Origin of the sequence: Streptomyces fildesensis (assembly GCF_016107395.1) — a bacterium.
Classification (GTDB): Bacteria; Actinomycetota; Actinomycetes; order Streptomycetales; family Streptomycetaceae; genus Actinacidiphila; species Actinacidiphila fildesensis.
Genome location: NZ_JAAIKO010000004.1, coordinates 361,378 through 380,893, shown reverse-complemented (window position 1 = coordinate 380,893; position 19,516 = coordinate 361,378). Strand labels below are relative to the sequence as shown.

Below are 19,516 nucleotides of genomic sequence, written 5' to 3'. Positions count from 1 at the left end.
ATCCGGAAACCGCCGACCGTGAGGCTCGGGTCCATCCACCGCCGTGCACCACCCCCCGCCGCCCCGGGAAGGGAAGTCCTCGTGCCGTATCTGTCGGCCGGAATCGACTCCGGAGACACCGCCTGGCTGCTCGCCGCCACCGCGCTCGTCCTGCTGATGACACCGGGCCTGGCCCTCTTCTACGGCGGAATGGTCCGCACGAAGAGCGTCCTCAACATGCTCATGATGAGCTTCGTGTCGATCGCGCTGGTGACGGTGGTCTGGCTGGTCGCGGGCTATTCGCTCGCCTTCGGCCCGGACGCCGGCGGCCTCGGGCTGATCGGCGGCCTGGACCATCTGGGCATGCACGACATCGGCCCGACGAGCGTCACGGGCCATGTCCCGACGCTGCTGTTCGCCACGTTCCAGCTGACCTTCGCCGTCGTCACGGCCGCACTGATCAGCGGCGCCATCGCCGACCGCGCGAAGTTCGGCGCCTGGGTGGCGTTCGTGCTCGTCTGGACGCTTCTCGTATACGTCCCGGTGGCCCACTGGGTCTTCGGCACCGGTGGCTGGATCGTGGCGAAACTGGGCGCACTGGACTTCGCGGGCGGCACCGTCGTCGAGGTCTGCTCCGGCGCTTCGGGACTGGCGCTGGCGCTGGTCCTCGGCCCGCGGCTCGGCTTCCGCAAGGAGGCCATGCGGCCGCACAACCTTCCGCTGGTGGTGCTCGGCGCCGGGCTGCTCTGGTTCGGCTGGTTCGGCTTCAACGCGGGCTCGGCACTCGGCGCGAACGGCCTGGCCGCGGCCGCGTTCCTCAACACCCAGGTCGCGGGCTGCGCAGGCCTGCTCGGCTGGCTGATCGTGGAGAAGCGCCGCGACGGCCACGCCACGACGCTGGGTGCCGCGTCCGGTGCGGTGGCCGGCCTGGTCGCGATCACCCCGGCCTGCGGGTCGGTGGACCTGATGGGGGCGCTGGTCGTGGGCCTGGCCGCCGGGGTGCTCTGCTCGTTCGCCGTCAGCTGGAAGTTCCGGCTCGGCTACGACGACTCCCTCGACGTGGTCGGGGTGCACCTCATCGGCGGCATCGTCGGAACCCTGCTCATCGGCTTCCTCGCCACCGCCACCATGACCGGCGGCCCCGAGGGCCTGTTCTACGGCGGCGGCCTCGGCCAGCTCGGCAGGCAGGCCGTCGCGGTGGCGGCCGTCGGGACGTACGCGTTCACCGTCACGTACGGGATCGGGAAGGTCATCGATCGGCTGATGGGCTTCCGGGTCTCGGCGGAGGACGAACTCACCGGCCTCGACCTGACCGTGCACGCGGAGTCGGCATACGATCACGGCGTCGTCTCGCAGGGCGCCCCGCACGTGCACGCCTCGGCTCTCGCCCAGGCCCTTGCCCACGCCAAGAACAGGAGCTCCGCCGAATGAAGCTGGTCACCGGCGTCATCAAGCCGTTCAAGCTGGACGAGGTGAAGACGGCGCTCCTGGAGCTCGGCGTCCACGGCCTCACCGTCACCGAGGCCAGCGGCTACGGGCGCCAGCGCGGCCACACGGAGGTCTACCGGGGGGCCGAGTACCGCGTCGACCTGGTGCCGAAGGTCCGGATCGAGGTCCTGGTGGAGGACGCCGACGCCGAGGCCGTCATCGAGGCGGTCGTGAACGCCGCCCGCACCGGCAAGATCGGCGACGGCAAGGTCTGGTCGGTGCCGGTCGAGACGGCGGTACGGGTCCGCACGGGCGAGCGCGGACCCGACGCGCTCTGAGCGCTGTGCGTCCGGGGGTTTCGGTCAGCCCGCGGAGACCGTGACGCGCAGCGTCCCGTCGGGGCCCGCCAGGTGCACCGGGGTCTCCGGTCCGCCGAGGTCGCGGACGGCGGCCCGGTCGGCGCCGGCCGGGGTCTCGGCGGCGGTGACGACGGCCGCCGCCTCCAGGGACTGCGCGCCGCTGGCGACCGCCATGGCGACGGCGGTCTGCAGGGCGCTGAGCTTCAGCGAGTCCAGCGCGACGGTGCCGGCGACGTACGTACGGCCGGTCTCGTCGCGTACGGCCGCGCCCTCGGGCACGCCGTTGCGGGCCCGGGCGGACCGCGCCAGGGTGATGATCTTCAGGTCCTCGGGCCCCAGCGGGGTCGCATCGCTCATACCGGCGAGCATAAAGCGCCCGCGAGGACGGTGTCCGAGGCGGCGGTCCAACCCGGTGCGCAAGACGGCCTAATGGGCCACCTGATCACGCTATAAGCGTCTTTTAGCCTTATTGCTGATGTTCGGTCATGTTCGGATTACTTCTTCCGCTCCCGGCGATACGTTCCCGGTGGCCGCCGAGGACACCGCCGGCGGCCACCGGCAGCACGAGGGGCCCACGGGCCCATGGGGCACATAGGAGGGGACCGACCTATGACCGGACCTGCTGTTCAACCGTTCGGCTCGCTGGGAGCCACCACCGCCCGCGTGACAGGCGACCCGCACGTCGGACCCGTGGTCGACGAGACCTGGGAGTTCGAGGGCGGCACCGCCTGGGTGTTCTACGCCGAGGGCCACACGGAACTGGTGAAGCCCGTCATCCTGAGCGACGGCTTCTCGATGGGGCCGAGCAATCTCTTCCTCTTCTGGGAAGGGCTGGACCACGGCGAGTACCCGTTCGTCCGCGAACTGGGCGCCCGCGGCTATGACTTGATCATCCTCGGCTACGCCGAGCGGTCCGCGTCGATCCTGAAGAACGCGGAGGTCGCGATCTCCTGTATCAACCGCGCGAAGGACCAGCGCGCGAACAAGAGCGACCTCATGACGGTCGGCGGGTTCAGCATGGGCGGGCTCGTCACCCGGTTCGCCCTCGCCAAGATGGAGCACGAGGGCAGCAACCACGAGGTCGGCACCTACATCTCCTACGACAGCCCGCACCGGGGCGCCTGGATCCCGCTGAGCCTCCAGGGACTGGCGCACTTCCTGGCGCCGATCAGCGACGGCATGCAGAACATGATCAACAGCGAGGCCGCCACCGAACTCATGTGGCGGCACAAGGCGAGCATCGCCGCGGAGCCCATCCAGCACCAGAACCGTACGGACTTCCTCGCGAAGCTGGCGGAGTACGGATGGTGGCCGACCGGCCCCCTCAACCCGAACGGGATCCGCAAGATCGGCGTCGCCAACGGCTCCGGTACCGGCACCCCCAACGACGTCCCGGCCGGTGAGCTGGCGCTGGAGATCACCGGCGGCCTCTTCAAGAACACCGCCCTGTACCTCCAGGACGACACCGAGAACCAACTCGTGGCCTACCTCAAGCTGTTCCTCCAGACCGCCAAGGAGGTCCACACCTCAGGGCTGCCCGAAATGGACGGAGCTCCCGGCGGAACCCTCGAATCCTTCGGCATCGCCGCCGACGAACTCAACGGCGCCGACCAGCCCGCCACCGCCCACTACCGCTCGATCGCCTTCGTCCCGGCCGTCAGCGCCGTCGCCATCCGCGACATCGACACCCACGAGGACCTCTACGCCGACATCAGCGCGATCCCGTCCCAGGAAAGCGAGCTCGACGCGTTCCTGTGCGCCTCCCAGAACGAGGAACACACCCTCATGACGGAGGAACTGGGCAGCTGGATCATCGACCAGCTGGAACTCAACAAGTAGCCCTCCGGGGGGAGGGGTTGGGGGCTCGCCCGATGGGCGGGCCCCCTCTCGTGTGTTCGTGTACGTGTGCGGGTGCGGGGGGGTGGGTGGCTGGGGTTCGAGCGATGCGGAGTGCTCTTCTGCGTCGCTTCGCGCCTTGACCGGGCGGAGGGGGAGGCCCCGGCGCTGCGCGCCCGCCAGTGAGCCGACCCGCTGCGCGGCCCGGTGATGCGAAGCGAACCGGTCCGCTTCGCTCCCCTGGCCGAGTGGTGGGTGGTCGGGGCCGGAGGTGCCCTGACGGTGGCGGGTTCTGGCCGTGGCCGGGCTCCGGCCCACTCTCCCCGCCGAAATATGGGGCGAGTGTGACGAGAGATGACCCATGGGGTTCAGGGGGCGCCTTCGGGCCCGATGTGGATCACCGTGTGTGGCCGGAGGACTGCTCAGGCGACATCCAGGCGCACGGGGTGATCCCTTGCGGCCGCATGGGGCTCAAGGCGTCAGGATTCGCCCCCATCCGGGGAGCGCAGCGGACCGGCCCCACTCCGCACCCGGGGAGCGCAGCGGACCGGATTCACTGCACAACACCGGGCCGCGCAGCGGGGCGGCTCACTGGCAGGCGCGCAGCGCCGGGGCCTCCCCCTCCGCCCGGTCAAGGTGCGCAGCGCCGCAGAAGGGCACTTCGCACCGCCTGAACCTCAACCACGCTCCAACGGGCGCGGCTCCCAGCCGAGTTGGGCACAGAGCGTTCCGTGCAGGAGGTCGGGGTCGACGAGCCGGCGGTCGGGCCGAGGCGCGCAGCGCCAGCTCAGGGGCCAGGTGAGACCGGCGAGGGCGGGGATGCCGACGTAGGCGTCGCGGCCGCCTGATCCCAGACGGGTGGTCCCCGGTGGCCAGCTGCGCCCCGCGGAACTCCCGGGCGCAACCAGGAAGTACATCCACCGGCACCCCGCCGACTCCTCGATCACCGGCCCCGGTTCACCGTTCGTGAGAGCTTCGAGCCGCGTCGCCAGTTCCTCGCCGACCTCTTCCGCGACGCGGACGGCGTCGAAGAAGACGCCGGCCTTGCGAAGCCGGTGCCCGGAGACCGGCAGCCAGGGGTGCAGGACGTTCACTCGGTTACTTTCTGTATTCATACGTCCACTGTCGGCACGCACAGCTAGCCTGAACAGGACCGGAACCTCGACAGAGGCTGGGTGGGGGTTCGGGTCGAACTCCCGTGGAGACGTGTGGAATCGAGCTGACGGGTGTGGGGTGGCGAGAATGGGTCAGAGCGCTGGATCCTCGGGGACCGCACGGTACTTCGCCGAGCTATTGCGTACGTTCCGCAAGTCGCGCGGCCTCACGCAGGCCCAGCTGGGCGAGCTGGTTCATGTCTCCGACTCGTACGTCAGCGCCGTCGAGACGTGCGAGCGCATCCCGTCGCCTGAGTTCATCGCGGCGGCTGATGAGGCGCTGGAGGCGGGTGGACTTCTGGCGATCGCTACTGAGCACCTGGCTCATGACCGGTATCCGGCCTACTTCAAGGACTTCGCCAAGTTGGAAGCGGAGGCTATGAGCATCTCCTCGTACAGCACCCACGTGCTCCACGGATTGCTGCAGATCGAGGAGTACGCCCGGGCTGTGATCAGCAGCGAGTTCCCGCCGCTGGATGAAGAGGAGATCAACCGGCTGGTAGACGCACGCGGGGCGCGCAAGGGGCTGTTCGTCCGCAAGCCCACCGCGTTGCTCAGCTTCGTCATCGAGGAGTCCGTGCTGCGGCGCCAGGTGGGCGAGCGCGACATGATGTATGCCCAGTGCGAGCACCTGCTTAGTTGCGCAAGCATGCGTAACGTCACCATCCAGGTGATGCCGCTGGCTCGTGGAAATCACGCCGGGCTGGACGGCCCCATGACTCTGATCGAAACCCCGGGACACAAGCAATTGGTCTACCTCGAAGTGCAGGGCAACAGTCAGATCCTTGCACCCGCCGATGAGGTGGCCCGGTTCTCCCAGCGGTATGCGATGATCCGAACTCAGGCCCTGGGACTTGAGGAATCCGTGGCCCTGATAAAGGAGTTGGCGTCACAGCTATGAGCGACCTGATGTGGTTCAAGTCCAGCTACAGCGGTTCCAACGGCGGCGACTGCGTAGAAGTCGCCTACGACTGGCGCAAGTCCACCCACTCCGGTAGCAGCGGCGGCGAGTGCGTGGAGGTAGCCATCCACCCCACCACCGTTCACATCCGCGACTCCAAGGACCCGCAGGGACCGGCCCTCGCCGTCCCCGCCGCTTCCTGGGCCGCCTTCGTCGCATTCGCCGCCGCTCAGCCCAGCTGAGCTGAGCCGTCAGCACACGTCGGGGGTTACGTGTTACTCCAGTCGGCTGCCGCGAACTACACGACGCTCTTCACGATGTTCGGCGCCATCACGGCGGCGCTCATCGCGGGGGCCGGGCTGCTCTATCAGATACGCCGCACGCGGGCGTTGGAGCGGGACAAGGCCACGTGGGCGGCCGAGCTGGAAGCGCAGAAGGTGCAGCACCAGCTCGATGTCGATCTGGAGGTGAAGCGCCGGACGTGGGACCACGAGGTGGAGACGGCCGAGCGGGAGCGGCGGCGCGCCGAGGCGGAGGCCGAGCGGGAGCGGGCCGCGCTGCTGGAGGCGACGCTCCATCGGGAGGTGGAGCTCGGGGCGGCCGAGTACTGCGAGAAGCTGGCGCACGAGCTGTCGATGCTGCGCATTCTCGACCTGTCACGGCCGTTGGACCTGAAGAAGCTGTACGTCCAGGTGCGGGTGCAGGAGCAGGAGCCGCTGCGGTATCTGTACGACGATGAGCTCCTGACCGCGATCGAGCTGGAAGATCTGGCGTCTGCCGTCGTCGGCCAGGAAGGGATCGAGGCGCCCAAGAAGTCTCCGAGGCCCGATCGGGCCTCCCCCGCCACCCTCGCGCCGATGGAGGCGCTGCAGCGGCATCAGCGCATCGTTGTCGTGGGGGATCCCGGTGCCGGCAAGACCACCATGGTGCGGCATCTGGCGTTCGGGATCGCGACCCGGCGCGGGATACCGGGGCTGCCCGACCTGCCCGCCTACGTGGAGCTGAACCACTTCATCGGCAGCGGCCACACCAGCCTGCTCGACTACCTGGCCGAATTCTGGGCCGATCGGTACGGGTTCGCGGGCTCCCGGGCCCACATGGAGGCGAAGCTCACCGACGGGACAGCCGCGCTCCTGCTCGACGGGCTCGACGAGGTGCTGGGCGGGGGTTCCACCGAGGAGGCGACGGCGGCGTACAACCGCGTGGCCAACGAGGTGAACCGGCTGGCGGCCCGGTTCCCGAAGGCGCCCATGGTCGTCACCTGTCGGCGGCACGGCTGGCGCAGCGGGCTGGTGCAGTTCCAGGTGATGGAGGCGCTGGACTTCGAGTGGGCGCAGATCAAGACGTTCATCGCGAACTGGTTCGGTCCGAAGGACGTTCGCTCCGACGGTCTGGTGCAGGCGCTGTCCGGCAACTCCCGGCTGCAGACCCTCGCCGCGAACCCGCTGCTGCTCAGCCTGATCGCCATCGTGTACGAGCGGGATCTCGAACTTCCGGAGCGACGGGCGGCGTTGTACCGCCGGTGCGTGGAGGTGATGCTCCGCGAGTGGGACTCCCACCGGCAGATCTCCCGGTACAGCCGCTTCACGACCGACAACAAGCAGGATCTCCTCAAGCAGATCGCCTGGCACTACCACCAGCTGGGCCAGCGCTATTTCGCCGAGGACGATCTGCTGGCGCTCATCGCGCAGTATCTGCCGACGATCGATCTCCCGCCGGGCGACAACCGCGCCATCCTCGACGAGATCGCCGCCCAGTACGGCCTGCTCAAGGCCCAGGCGCACGGCTGGTACGGGTTTCTGCATCTGACGCTCCAGGAGCACTTCACCGCCACCGCCCTGTGGGAGCGGGGTCCCGAAGGGATCGAGGTGGCCACGGCGAGGCGCTACGACCCGTGGTGGGAGGAGGTCGTCCTGCTGCTCGCGGGATCGCTGCCGGATGCCACTCCCCTGCTGCTCGGGCTGCTGCAGCTGCCGGCGGACGGCTCCGGGCGCGAGGACGACGTGCTCAGCCTGCCGGACGACGATCTGTTCCACACGGATCTGCTGATGGCCGCGCGGTGTCTCACCGGAAGCCCGCGCATCGCCGACACCCGGCTCCGGCAGCAGATCGTGCGGTCGCTCTGGCGGTTGCTGGAGGAGACGCCGTACGAGCAGGACCGGGAGCGGGCGGCGCAGGTACTGGTGGGGTTGCTCGGTTCCGGAGGCCAACTGCCGGAGATCATCGACTACATCGCCGACGATCAGCACTCCGAGGACGTGCGGATCGCCCTCGTCGACGCGCTGGGTGCCCTCGGTGGGCGCGGGGCCGGTGAGCGGCTGCTGGGGCTCTTCACCCTTCGTTCCGAACTGCCCGGTGAGGTGAGAGAGCACTTCATCAGAGCGCTGGGGAAACTGCGGGTCGGGCAGGCGGTTCCCGCGCTTCTTCAGGAGCTCTCGAAACTGCAGAACTCCCGTCCTTCGTCGGACATGGACACGATCGCCAGAACGCATCACCTGGCGGCGATCGCCGAGGCGCTGGGCGCTACCGGTGGCCCTGCCGACACTCTTCTTCTCCTTCTGGAGCAGGAGGCAGGATCAGAGTGGTTCGGCACCCTCGTACGAGCCGTGGGTGACGCGCTGGCGCAGCTCGATGATCCTTCGGTGCCGGATCTCCTGCTGCGGTTCGCGGACCGCAACGGCGGCTGGGACCTCGGCGGTGGTTCGAGCCTGGCCGGGACGTATCTGAACGTTGCCGGAGAACCGGGCTTCCGATCCCTCCTGGACCTCGTCCGAGCCGGCGACGCCACCGGGTGGGAAGCCGTCCTCATCATGGTGAGCCTGGCGGAGTTCAGCACGCGGGGGCACGGCAGGGCCTGGCGGGAGGACTTCCTGGCCCTCGCCGTCGACGACAGCAGGCCCTGGCAGATCCGCTGGCTTGCCATGCGCTGTCTGGACCACCTTCCGGGCAGCGTCGATGAACTGGAGTTCCTCACCGCGCACCCGAGCCGGAACGTGGCAGTCTCCGCCGCGGTCACGTTGGCGGCCTGGGGAGCACCGGGCCATCTCCACCTGGTCCAGGAGGCGATCGTGAAGCATCGCCTCAGGCCGTTCATCCCTCTCAGGTCCCGCGATATCCGTAGGAGCATTGGGATCGCGTCCGTGAGGGGCCGTCTGATGCAGGTACTCGCACCGTACAACGACGTCGCGTTCTCGCGCCGGCTCACCCGGGCCGCCATCCGGGCCGGAATTGATTAGTCCTCCATGCAATGGCTGTGGGAGATCGATCCGGAGGCCGCATTCGACAACTGCCTGCGCCGGGGCAATCGATTCAGCCTGCTGTCCGACAAGATCTACGCGGTGCTCAAGGTTCCCCGGTCGTGCGTAGCGGACGCGCTGGAGACGATCCGGCACGTCAACGCTCAGCCGACCGTCGACGGGGACATCGGGACGCGGTCCCTGTTGCGGATGATCTCCGTCGTGGCCGACGATGCGGAGACCGTTGCCCGCCTGCTGGCTTTCGTCACCACAGAGATCCGGGACCCACGCCACCTACCTCCGGACTACGGGCTCCACACCAGCCAGCACGCCGTCCGCGAAGCCCTCTACGCCGTCAGCCGCCGCGCCCGCGTGCGGGTCCTCAAGGACGGGACCATCGTCGCGATCACCTCGGCCTGACGAACGGCAGAGCTATTCGCTCCCGTTCACCGCAGCCGCCGGCCCGCCGTTCGACCCCGCCGTAGCCCCGATCGGCTCCACCAACACCGTGCCGATGCGGTTGCGGCGGCCTGCCTGGGTTTCTGCGGTGAGACGCAGAGCGGTCGGCTGGGCCGGGGTGTAGGCGCCGTCCTGCGGGAGTTCGACGAAGGCGGAGGCGCCGGGGATCGGGACGCGGCCGAGGGACTTGGCAAGGAGGCCGCCGACGGTCTCGACGTCGTCGTCGTCGAGTTCGACGCCGTAGAGGTCGCCGAGGTCGCCGATGTCGAGGCGGGCGGTGACGCGGTAGGAGCCGCCGCCGAGGTCCTCGACGGGCGGGACCTCGCGATCGTACTCGTCGGTGATCTCACCGACGATCTCCTCGAGGATGTCCTCGATGGTGACGATGCCGGCCGTGCCGCCGTATTCGTCGATGACGACGGCGACGTGGTTGCGCTCCTGCTGCATCTCGCGCAGCAGGTCGCCCGCGTTCTTGGTGTCGGGGACGAAGGTGGCGGGCCGCATGACGGACGAGACGAGGTCGTTCTCGGCGTCGCGGTTGATGTGCACCCGGCGGGCGAGGTCCTTGAGGTAGACGACGCCGACGATGTCGTCCTCGCTCTCGCCGGTGACCGGGATGCGGGAGAAACCGCTGCGCAGCGCGAGCGTCATGGCCTGGCGGATGGTCTTGAAGCGCTCGATCATCACCAGGTCGGTGCGGGGCACCATGACCTCGCGGACGATGGTGTCGCCGAGTTCGAAGACGGAGTGCACCATGCGGCGCTCGTCGTCCTCGATGAGGGACTCGGACTCGGCGAGGTCGACCATCGCGCGCAGTTCGGCCTCACTCGCGAACGGGCCGCGCTTGAAGCCCTTGCCGGGGGTGAGGGCGTTGCCGAGGAGGATCAGCAGGCCGGGGATGGGGCCCATGATGCGGGCCAGCGGCAGCAGGACGTAGGAGGCCGCCGTGGCCGTGTTGAGCGGGTGCTGGCGGCCGATGGTGCGCGGGGAGACGCCGACCGCGACGTAGCTGACCAGCACCATGATGCCGATGGCGACGCCGAGGACCTGCCACGTCCGGTCGAAATGCCGGTCGCAGACGACCGTCACCAGGACGGCCGCCGCCATCTCGCAGCCGACCCGGACGAGCAGCGCCACGTTGAGGTAGCGGGTGGGGTCGGAGGCGACGGCCATGAGCTTGTCGGCGCCGCGCCGGCCGGTGCGGACGGACTCCTCGGCGCGGAAACGCGAGGTGCGGGCGATACCGGCCTCGGCGCAGGCGGCGAGCCAGGCGACGACGACGAGCAGTACGGCGGAGAGGACCATCGCCGTCAGTGGGTGGTGGTCGGGGCCGGGGAGGGGCCCTCGATGCCGCGCTCGGTGCGCCAGCCGTCGAGGATGGCCTTCTGGAGGCCGAACATCTCGGCCTTCTGGTCGGCTTCCTCGTGGTCGTATCCGAGCAGGTGCAGCACCCCGTGGACGGTGAGGAGCTGGAGCTCCTCGTCCATGGAGTGCTGCGTCTCCGCTTCCTCGCCCTGCTTCTTCGCGACTTCGGGGCAGAGCACGATGTCGCCGAGGAGGCCCTGCGGGGGCTCCTCGTCGTCCTTCCCGGGGCGCAGTTCGTCCATCGGGAAGGACATGACGTCGGTCGGACCGGGGAGGTCCATCCACTGGATGTGCAGCTGCTCCATGGCGGCCGCGTCCACGACGATCACCGACAGTTCGGCGAGCGGGTGGATCCGCATGCGCTGGAGGGCGTAGCGGGCGATGTCGAGGACCGCCTGCTCGTCCATCTCCCAGCCTGACTCGTTGTTGACGTCGATCGCCATGGTGCGGTGCGACTACTCTCGGTTAGGGGGTACGGGCTTTGCCGCCGTTTGCGGCACTTCGCCCGGCGTTCCCGTCGTCGAAACGCTCGTACGCATCGACGATGCGCCCCACCAGCTTATGACGCACGACGTCGGTGCTCGTCAGGCGCGAGAAGTGGACGTCCTCGACGCCCTCCAGAATGTCCTGCACCTGTCGCAGACCGCTCTTCGTGCCGTTCGGCAGGTCGACCTGGGTGACGTCGCCCGTGATGACCATCTTCGATTCGAAGCCGAGCCGGGTCAGGAACATCTTCATCTGCTCGGCGCTGGTGTTCTGCGCCTCGTCGAGAATGATGAACGCGTCGTTCAGGGTGCGGCCGCGCATGTACGCCAGGGGGGCGACCTCGATCGTCCCGGCGGCCATCAGGCGCGGGATGGTGTCGGGGTCGATCATGTCGTGCAGCGCGTCGACGAGCGGGCGCAGATACGGGTCGATCTTCTCGAAGAGCGTGCCGGGCAGGAAGCCGAGGCGCTCACCGGCCTCGACGGCCGGGCGGGTGAGGATGATCCGGCTGACCTGCTTGGCCTGCAGGGCCTGGATGGCCTTGGCCATGGCCAGGTAGGTCTTGCCGGTGCCCGCGGGGCCGATGCCGAAGACGATGGTGTTCTTGTCGATGGCGTCGACGTAACGCTTCTGGTTGAGCGTCATGGGGCGGATGGTGCGGCCGCGGTTGGACAGGATGCTCTGCGTGAGCACCTGTGCCGGGGTCTCCCCCGCCGGGTCGGCCGCGTTGCCGTTGGCACGCAGCATCGCGATGGACCTCTCCACTCCGTCTTCCGTCATCGGCTGGCCGGTGCGGAGCACCAGCAACATCTCGTCGAACAGCCGCTGGATGAGGGCGACGTCCTTGGGCTTCCCGGTCGCGCTGATCTCGTTGCCCCGGACGTGGATGTCGACGGCCGGGAAGGCCGTTTCGATCACACGGAGGAGGGCGTCTCCCGATCCCAGGACCGTCACCATGGGGTGCTTGGCCGGAACGACGAAGTGGGCGCGTGCCTGCGGCTGGTGCTGTGTCGGTGTCTGAGTCATGGGCCGGCTCGGAGCCTGGGAAACCCACCTTCTGATGACGACATGCCCGGTGAGGGCCTTGGAACACCAAGGGTACGTCGGTGACCCTTCTGGCCCGAGGGGTTTTACGCCGGGGTTTCGCGACCGGTTCCGTGACTGGTTCCGTGACCAGTTCTGTGACGGGTGGGGTTTAACGCGGGCGGGCTCTGCCCCGGGCCCGTCCCGGGCTCAGCGCCTGCCCTTCCCCGCCGGTCCCGCCGGGCGCCGGAAGCCGATGGTCGGTACCGCCCGGGGCAACGGGCCGGGCCGGGTGCCGGACGGCAGCAGCGCGTCGAGGAACGCGTACCGGCGCATCACGTCCTGGTCCTGCTCGTCGAAGGATTTGGCGTGCTGCCACCAGGCGGCGATCTCGATCCAGCCGGGGGCCGACAGCGAGCCGCCGAATTCCTGGACGGACAGGGACGCCGACAGGCAGGCGAAGGCGAGCCGGTCGGTGAGCGGCCAGCCGGCGAGGGAGCCGGTGACGAAAGCGGCGACGAAGACATCGCCCGCGCCCGTCGGGTCCAGCGCCTCGATCAGCAGGGCCGGGACCTCGGCGGTCTCGCCGGTCGCGGAGTCCACCGCGTACGCGCCCTCGGAGCCGAGCGTGACGACGGCCAGCGGCACCAGCTCGGCGAGCTTGCGGGCGGCGGCGCGCGGGCACTCGGTGCGGGTGTAGTGCATGGCCTCGGTGGCGTTCGGCAGGAAGGCCGCGCAGTGCTCCAGGGCCGCGAGGTCGGCCGGGTCCCAGCGGCCGGAGTCGTCCCAGCCCACATCGGCGAAGATCCGGCTGCCGTGCCGGGCCGCGTGCCCGATCCACTCCTGGCCGGGGCCGCCGGGCTCCAGGGAGGCCACGCAGGCGCGGGCCGCGGGCGGGCACTCGGGGGCGGGTTCCTCGGGCGGCGGCGCCTCGTGGCCGTGCGAGACCATCGTGCGCTCGCCCTCGTAGGCCATGGAGACCGTGACCGGCGAGTGCCAGCCGGGGATCCGGCGGGACAACGTGAGATCGATGCCCTCCCCCACCGCCAGGCTGTCCCAGCAGTAGTCGCCGTACATGTCGTCGCCGAAGGCCGCGGCCAGCTTGGTGCGCAGGCCGAGCCGGGCCAGGGCGGTGGCCATGTTGGCGATGCCGCCGGGGCTGGAGCCCATGCCGCGCGCCCACGACTCCGTGCCCCGCACCGGCGCGCTGTCCAGGCCGGTGAAGATGATGTCCAGGAAGACGGTCCCGGTCAGGTACACATCGGATGCCGGGTCTCCGGGAGAGCGGACCCCGGCCAGCGGATCGAATACGGGCTGGTCGTCCATGAACAACACTCTGCACGATGAGACGGACAGTGGAGGTCACAGACGCATGAGACTCGTGATTCTCGGTGGCGGCGGTTTCCGCGTGCCCCTGGTGTACCGGGCGCTGCTCGCGGACGCGGGTGCCCCCGGCGCCTGCCGTGAGCTGGTGCTGCACGACACGGATCCGGTGCGGCTGCGGGTCATGGCGTCCGTGCTGGCCGCCCAGGCGGCCGGGGTGCCGGGCGCTCCGGCGGTCCGGATCGCCCAGGACCTGGACGACGCGCTGCGCGGCGCCGATTTCGTCTTCTCCGCCATCCGGGTCGGCGGCACGGCCGGCCGGGTGTGCGACGAGCGGGTGCCGCTCGCGGAGGGCGTGCTCGGGCAGGAGACCGTCGGCGCGGGCGGGGTGCTGTACGGGCTGCGGACGCTGCCGGTCGCGGTCGCCATCGCGGAACGGGTGAAGGCGCTGGCGCCCGACGCCTGGGTCATCAACTTCACCAACCCGGCCGGGATGGTGACCGAGGCCATGGCACGGGTGCTGGGCGGGCGGGTGATCGGCATCTGCGACTCCCCGGTCGGGCTCGTACGCCGCGCCGCGCGCGCCGCGGGCGCCGACCCGGACTCCCCCACGTTCCGCTACGACTACGTGGGCCTCAACCACTTGGGGTGGCTGCGCCGGATGTCGGACGGCGGCCCCGACCTGCTGCCGGGTCTGCTCGCCGATCCCGGGGCGCTGGACTCGTTCGAGGAGGGCAAGCTCTTCGGGGCACCGTGGCTGGCCGCGCTGGGGGCGCTGCCCAACGAGTATCTGCACTACTACTACTTCGAGCGGGAGGCACTGGCGGCGGTGCGGTCGGCCGAGGCGACCCGCGGGGAGTTCCTGGACCGGCAGCAGGGCGCGTTCTTCGCCTCGGCAGCCGCTGCCGCGGACCGGCCGGCCGACGCGTACACCCTCTGGGACCGGACGCGGCTGGAGCGCGAGGAGACGTACATGGCGGAGAACCGCGCCGCCACCGGCGGCTGGCAGCGCGATCCCCACGACCTGGACGGCGGCGGCTACGACCGGGTCGCGCTGGCCCTGATGCGGGCCATCGCGCGCGACGAGCGGACCACGTTGATCCTCAACGTGCCGAACGGGACGACCGTCCCCGCGCTCGACGCGGAGGCGATCATCGAAGTGCCCTGCGAGGTGGGCGCCTTCGGTGCCCGGCCACTGCCGGTCGCGGCGCCCACCGAGCACCAGGCCGGGCTGATGCTCACCCTCAAGGCCGTCGAACGGTCGGCGATCGAGGCCGCCGCCTCGGGCTCCCGGGCGGCGGCCCTGCGGGCGCTGGCGCTGCATCCGCTGGTCGACTCCGTCACGGTCGCGGGCCGCATCCTGGACGCCGCGCTGCCGCGGTAGCCCGGCGATACTCGGTGGGACGTGCTCCGGCCGGCCCGTGGGTGGGGCCGGCCGGTGCGTCAGGCCGTCTCGCCTGTCAGGCCGTCTCGTCTGTCAGGCGGGTCAGGCGGGTCAGGCGGGTCAGGCGGGTCAGGCGGGTCAGGCGGGTCAGGCCAGCTTGCGGCAGAGCAGGGCATCCGGGGTCCGGCGAGAGCCGACGCGGCCGGTGTAGGCGATACCGGCCGCGTACTCGTCGGTGGCGCACTGCCCCTTGTAGTTCCCGGACGCGAACTCGCCGCCGGGACCGCCGGCCGGGCGGTTGTCGCCCCGGTCGAACCACACGGTGCGGCCGGCGGTGCCCAGCGCGGCACGCGCCGGGACGCACAGGGCCGCCGAGACGGCGGCACCGCGGACGCTGTAGCCGTCGAGGAACTGTCCCGCCGGGCATTCGAGCTTGGTGTAGCCGCCCGCCCAGTCGCCACTGCGGACGTAGCTCTCGTCGCGGACGACCGTGTACTCGGGGCCTGCCGACCGCAGGTCACCGGCGCCGGTGTCGGTGCACAGACCGCGGTTCCCGGTGTGCGCCAGGCCGATCAGCCGCTGCCCGTCGGGGCACGTGGCCTTGCGGGCTCCGGAGTCCCAGTCGGGCCCGCCGCGCATCCGCAGGGACCGGACGGCGTCGGCGTTGTCCAGGTCGAGCATGTTCCAGCGGGCCGGTACCGCCACCTGCCCGGTCCGGGAGGGAGCGGTGATCAGGTGGTTCCAGGCGGCGGACCGCCAGTCGGGGCCGTCGAGGATTCCCGAGCGGTGCCCGGCCGCGTCGTAGCGCACGAGCGCGTAGGCGTCGCCCTGGCCGTTCCCGCTCCAGCCGACCACCGGCCAGTACGAGAAGTCGGTGTCGTTGGTGGCGAGGAAGTCGGTGAAGTTGGCGAACCAGGCGCGCGCCTTGGGGTCGTTCTCCTCGGTGCCGGTGCCGAACTCGCTCACCCACAGCGGCGCCGTGAAGTGCTGCCCCTCGGTGGTGATGAAGAACGCCTGCTGCTGCAGCACCGCGAACAGCTGGCCGCGGGTCATGTCCTGGTAGCGTCCGCGACGAAGCGGGTCAGCCGCTCGGCGTGCTCCGCCGAGAGCAGATAGAGCCCGGGGGACGACCACCAAGCGGTACCCGGAGGGGTCGGCCGAGGGGTGGACCACGTCGACGCCGACGCCGAGGTCGAGGTCGAAGAGGATCCACGCGGCCGACCCCGACAACTACATCACCTACACCGACCCCGGGGACGCCGGCACCGCAACAGCATGATCTGGCAGGCCGGCGGCTTTCCCTTCAAGGTCACCGGGACCACCGGGGTGACGGCCGACCTCAAGGGCGACCCCGGGGCCCGGAAGTGGGCGGACACCCATGGCTCGCTGCACGACGTCAGAACACCACGACCGAGCGCAGCACGTCGCCCTCGTGCATCCGCGCGAACGCCTTCTCGATGTCGCCGAGCCCGATCGTCTCGGTCACGAAGGCGCCCAGGTCGAGGCGGCCCTGCAGATGGAGGTCGATCAGCATCGGGAAGTCCCGCGACGGCAGGCAGTCCCCGTACCAGGACGACTTGAGTGCGCCGCCGCGCCCGAAGACGTCCAGCAGCGGCAGCTCCAGCTTCATTTCGGGCGTGGGCACACCCACCAGCACGACGGTGCCCGCCAGGTCACGGGCGTAGAACGCCTGCTGGTACGTCTCAGGGTGGCCGACCGCCTCGATGACGACATCCGCGCCATTGCCGCCGGTCAGCTCCCGGATCGCCTCGACCGGGTCGGTGGAGCGGGAGTTGACGGTGTGGGTGGCGCCCATCCGCCGCGCCGTCTCCAGCTTCCGGTCGTCGATGTCGACGGCGATGATCCGGCCGGCGCCCGCGAGCCGCGACCCGGCGATGGCCGCGTCCCCGACGCCGCCGCAGCCGATGACGGCGACGGAGTCGCCCCGTCCGACCCCGCCGGTGTTGATCGCGGCGCCGATCCCCGCCATCACACCGCAGCCGAGCAGCCCGGCCACCGCCGGGGAGACCGCCGGGTCCACCTTCGTACACTGCCCCGCCGCGACCAGGGTCTTCTCGGCGAACGCGCCGATGCCGAGAGCTGGGGACAACACTGTTCCGTCCTCCAGCGTCATCTTCCGGCTCGCGTTGTGCGTGTTGAAGCAGTACTGGGGACGGCCGCGCAGACAGGCGCGGCACTGGCCGCACACCGCACGCCAGTTGAGGACGACGAAGTCGCCGGGTGCGACCTCCGTCACCCCCTCGCCGACCGACTCCACGATGCCGGAGGCCTCATGGCCGAGCAGGAACGGGAACTCGTCGTTGATCCCGCCCTGCTTGTAGTGCAGATCGGTATGACACACCCCGCAGGCCTGTACCTGGACCACGGCCTCGCCGGGCCCCGGATCCGGCACCAGGATCGTCTCGACGCGAACGGGTTCGTTCTTACCAGGCGCGATTACTCCGCGTACGTGCTGAGTCATGGATTCACCGTACGCCCGGACGGCCGCACCACGCAGGCACCGTGCCGCATCCGCCGGATCCCCGCGCGTAGACCATCCTTGACCAGCCATGATCATGGGTCTAGGTTCGCGGAATCACCCGACGTGCACATGACGTGAAGGAGCACCGCCATGCCCCGGACCCGAGCCCTGGCGCTCACCGCCGCGACCCTTGCGGTCGGCGCCACCCTCTACGGAATCGGCGGCGCCTCCGCCGGCAACTCGGTGCCGCGCAGCGACAAGCAGATCCCCAACCTCACCAACGTCGTCACCGAGATCAAGGCGTACTACGGCGACACCGTGGACGCCGCCGGTGAGCACAACGCGTCGCCGCAGAGCAGCTACGCGCAGCAGGTCGCGGGCATCGAGAGCAAGGCGAAGGACTACCTCAAGGACACCCTGCGGCACGAGGGTCATGGAAACGGGAACAGCTACGGGAACGGGCACGGCGCCAAGCCCGCGATCGTCCTCGACGTCGACGACACGACGCTGCTCACGTACAACTACGAGCTGGAGGTGGGCTTCAACTACACGCCCGCCACCAACGACACATACATCCGCACCAAGAACATGGCGCCGGTCTTCGGCATGCCGGACCTGGTCAACTGGGCCTCGGACCACGGCATCACGGTCTTCTTCCTGACCGGCCGCCCCGAGGCGCAGCGTGACCCGTCCACCGCCAACCTCGCCGTCGCGGGCTACAAGCCGGCCGCCGACGCCGCGCACTTCTTCCTGAAGAACAAGACGAGCCCGCCGGCCTACCTGCCGTGCGGTGCGACCTGCACGACGGTCGAGTACAAGGCGGGCACCCGCAAGCACATCGAGTCGCTCGGCTACAACATCGTCGCCAACTTCGGCGACCAGTACAGCGACCTCGAGGGCGGCTACGGGGACAAGACCTTCAAGCTCCCCAACCCCATGTACTTCCTGCCGTAGGCGCCCTGCTGCAAGCGCCGTGCCCTAGGCGCACCGTCCGGCCCGGCCGCGGCTCCGAGGGGCCGCCGGCCGGGCCGACGTCATCAGTCGAAGACGTACGCCTCGACCTCGGCGAGGTAGCGCGCCCGCAGGGCCTCGTCCCCGTCGAGGAAAGCCGCCTCGAAGGAGTTGCGGGCCAGCCCGCGCACCGTCTCGTCGTCCAGGCCGAGCGCGGCACGGACCGCCTCGTAGTTGTCCTCGGCGTACCCGCCGAAGTACGCGGGGTCGTCGGAGTTGACGGTCGCCAGCAGACCCGCGTCGAGCATCGCGCGCAGCGGGTGGTCCTCGATGCGGTCGATGCAGCGCAGCCGGACGTTGGAGAGCGGGCACAGCGTGAGCGGGATGCGGTCGCGGACGAGCCGGGCGACCAGCTCCGGGTCCTCCAGGGAGCGCAGGCCGTGGTCGACGCGCTCGACGCCGAGCACGTCCAGGGCCTCCCAGATGTACGCCGGCGGGCCCTCCTCGCCCGCGTGGGCGACGCGGCGCAGCCCTTCGGCGGCGGCCCGCTCGTAGACCTCGCGGAACTTCGACGGCGGGTTGCCGACCTCGGCGGAGTCCAGCCCGACGGCGGAGATCCGGGACAGGTACGGCTTGGCCGACTCGAAGGTGTCCAGCGCGGACTGCGCGGACTCGTCGCGCAGGAAACACATGATCAACTGGGTGCTGATGCCGTGCCGTTCCCGCCCGGCGTCCAGCGCGCGGGACAGCCCCTCGACGACGGTGCCGATGTCGACGCCGCGCGCGGTGTGCGCCTGCGGGTCGAAGAAGATCTCGGCGTGCCGTACGCCCTGTTCCGCGGCGCGCGCGAGATAGGCGTCGGCCAGGTCGGCGAAGTCCTCCTCGGTGCGCAGGACGGCCATCAGCGCGTAGTACAGGTCCAGGAAGGACTGCAGGTCCGTGAAGGAGTAGGCGCGGCGGAGCTCGTCGGCGTCGGCGTACGGCAGCGAGATCCCGCCGCGCGCGGCGAGCGCGAAGGCCAGTTCCGGCTCCAGGGTGCCTTCGATGTGGAGGTGCAGTTCAGCCTTGGGAATGGGCACGGGGGAATCACTTCACAGTCGGTACGGCAGCGAGGGGTCGTACAACGGTACAGGTCAGCGCGGTGCCGGCC

At 70.0% G+C, this 19,516-nt stretch carries 18 protein-coding genes; 9 read left to right on the top strand and 9 right to left on the bottom strand.

Going from position 1 to position 19,516, the window contains the following annotated elements; translation table 11 throughout:
• The first annotated feature begins 81 nt into the window (after window positions 1-81).
• Both C6N31_RS09620 and C6N31_RS09615 read left to right on the top strand, forming a co-directional pair.
• Window positions 82-1,410, top strand: a complete 1,329-nt coding sequence (locus C6N31_RS09620) for an ammonium transporter (protein WP_198357394.1) — start codon at window positions 82-84, stop codon at window positions 1,408-1,410.
• Window positions 1,407-1,745 (top strand): P-II family nitrogen regulator, encoded by a 339-nt coding sequence (locus C6N31_RS09615; RefSeq protein ID WP_138353193.1) that lies wholly within the window; start codon window positions 1,407-1,409, stop codon window positions 1,743-1,745. Before C6N31_RS09620 ends, C6N31_RS09615 begins: the two co-directional genes overlap by 4 nt.
• Window positions 1,746-1,769: 24 nt before the next feature.
• Here C6N31_RS09615 and C6N31_RS09610 read toward each other — a convergent pair whose 3' ends face one another.
• The gene (locus C6N31_RS09610) at window positions 1,770-2,123 is read right to left on the bottom strand and encodes a cytidine deaminase-like protein (protein ID WP_138353192.1); all 354 of its coding nucleotides are present in this window, start codon (window positions 2,121-2,123) and stop codon (window positions 1,770-1,772) included.
• A 252-nt stretch (window positions 2,124-2,375) separates the two neighbouring features.
• On the opposite strand from C6N31_RS09610, the gene C6N31_RS09605 reads away from it, so the two are divergent.
• Window positions 2,376-3,605 carry an esterase/lipase family protein gene (locus tag C6N31_RS09605; RefSeq protein ID WP_138353191.1) on the top strand — a complete coding sequence of 410 codons (1,230 nt, stop codon included), beginning with the start codon at window positions 2,376-2,378 and terminating at the stop codon, window positions 3,603-3,605.
• Between the two features lie 674 nt (window positions 3,606-4,279).
• Here C6N31_RS09605 and C6N31_RS09600 read toward each other — a convergent pair.
• Window positions 4,280-4,717 carry a hypothetical protein gene (locus C6N31_RS09600; RefSeq protein WP_138353190.1) on the bottom strand — a complete coding sequence of 146 codons (438 nt, stop codon included), beginning with the start codon at window positions 4,715-4,717 and terminating at the stop codon, window positions 4,280-4,282.
• Window positions 4,718-4,844: 127 nt separating this feature from the next.
• On the opposite strand from C6N31_RS09600, the gene C6N31_RS09595 reads away from it, so the two are divergent.
• From C6N31_RS09595 to C6N31_RS09580, 4 genes are read left to right on the top strand one after another with little or no spacing between them, the layout of a single operon-like run.
• Window positions 4,845-5,657, top strand: a complete 813-nt coding sequence (locus tag C6N31_RS09595; protein WP_198357393.1) for a helix-turn-helix domain-containing protein — start codon at window positions 4,845-4,847, stop codon at window positions 5,655-5,657.
• Complete coding sequence (locus tag C6N31_RS09590; RefSeq protein WP_198357392.1) at window positions 5,654-5,899, top strand: DUF397 domain-containing protein; 246 nt, start codon at window positions 5,654-5,656, stop codon at window positions 5,897-5,899. The genes C6N31_RS09595 and C6N31_RS09590 overlap by 4 nt, the downstream gene beginning before the upstream one ends.
• 30 nt (window positions 5,900-5,929) lie before the next feature.
• Window positions 5,930-8,893, top strand: a complete 2,964-nt coding sequence (locus tag C6N31_RS09585; RefSeq protein WP_198357391.1) for an NACHT domain-containing protein — start codon at window positions 5,930-5,932, stop codon at window positions 8,891-8,893.
• A gap of 6 nt (window positions 8,894-8,899) precedes the next feature.
• Window positions 8,900-9,313 carry a hypothetical protein gene (locus C6N31_RS09580; RefSeq protein WP_198357390.1) on the top strand — a complete coding sequence of 138 codons (414 nt, stop codon included), beginning with the start codon at window positions 8,900-8,902 and terminating at the stop codon, window positions 9,311-9,313.
• Between the two features lie 12 nt (window positions 9,314-9,325).
• Here the strand turns inward: C6N31_RS09580 and C6N31_RS09575 are convergent, their stop codons facing one another.
• The 4 genes from C6N31_RS09575 to C6N31_RS09560 all read right to left on the bottom strand — a co-directional run bounded on the left by C6N31_RS09575 (window position 9,326) and on the right by C6N31_RS09560 (window position 13,552).
• Window positions 9,326-10,657: a hemolysin family protein gene (locus tag C6N31_RS09575; RefSeq protein WP_138353186.1), complete on the bottom strand. Its 1,332-nt coding sequence runs from the start codon at window positions 10,655-10,657 to the stop codon at window positions 9,326-9,328.
• Between the two features lie 5 nt (window positions 10,658-10,662).
• A complete protein-coding gene (ybeY, locus tag C6N31_RS09570; protein WP_138353185.1) occupies window positions 10,663-11,160 on the bottom strand; it encodes an rRNA maturation RNase YbeY in 498 nt (165 codons plus the stop codon).
• Window positions 11,161-11,182: 22 nt separating this feature from the next.
• Window positions 11,183-12,229, bottom strand: coding sequence for a PhoH family protein (locus C6N31_RS09565; protein ID WP_138353184.1), 1,047 nt, complete (start codon window positions 12,227-12,229; stop codon window positions 11,183-11,185).
• A gap of 207 nt (window positions 12,230-12,436) precedes the next feature.
• Window positions 12,437-13,552, bottom strand: coding sequence for a carbohydrate kinase family protein (locus C6N31_RS09560; RefSeq protein ID WP_198357389.1), 1,116 nt, complete (start codon window positions 13,550-13,552; stop codon window positions 12,437-12,439).
• Window positions 13,553-13,598: 46 nt separating this feature from the next.
• Here C6N31_RS09560 and C6N31_RS09555 point away from each other — a divergent pair, with 46 nt between their 5' ends.
• Entirely contained in the window at window positions 13,599-14,933 is a 1,335-nt protein-coding gene (locus C6N31_RS09555; RefSeq protein WP_198357388.1) for a family 4 glycosyl hydrolase, read from the top strand.
• Between the two features lie 147 nt (window positions 14,934-15,080).
• On the opposite strand, the gene C6N31_RS09550 is transcribed toward C6N31_RS09555, so the two are convergent.
• Window positions 15,081-16,163: a hypothetical protein gene (locus tag C6N31_RS09550; protein ID WP_138353181.1), complete on the bottom strand. Its 1,083-nt coding sequence runs from the start codon at window positions 16,161-16,163 to the stop codon at window positions 15,081-15,083.
• 166 nt (window positions 16,164-16,329) lie between these two features.
• Window positions 16,330-17,415 carry an S-(hydroxymethyl)mycothiol dehydrogenase gene (locus C6N31_RS09545; RefSeq protein WP_138353180.1) on the bottom strand — a complete coding sequence of 362 codons (1,086 nt, stop codon included), beginning with the start codon at window positions 17,413-17,415 and terminating at the stop codon, window positions 16,330-16,332.
• 150 nt (window positions 17,416-17,565) lie between these two features.
• Between C6N31_RS09545 and C6N31_RS09540 the strand changes: the two genes are divergently transcribed.
• A complete protein-coding gene (locus tag C6N31_RS09540) occupies window positions 17,566-18,369 on the top strand; it encodes an HAD family acid phosphatase (protein WP_138353179.1) in 804 nt (267 codons plus the stop codon).
• Between the two features lie 83 nt (window positions 18,370-18,452).
• On the opposite strand, the gene C6N31_RS09535 is transcribed toward C6N31_RS09540, so the two are convergent.
• A complete protein-coding gene (locus tag C6N31_RS09535; protein ID WP_138353178.1) occupies window positions 18,453-19,445 on the bottom strand; it encodes an adenosine deaminase in 993 nt (330 codons plus the stop codon).
• Window positions 19,446-19,516: the final 71 nt, after the last annotated feature.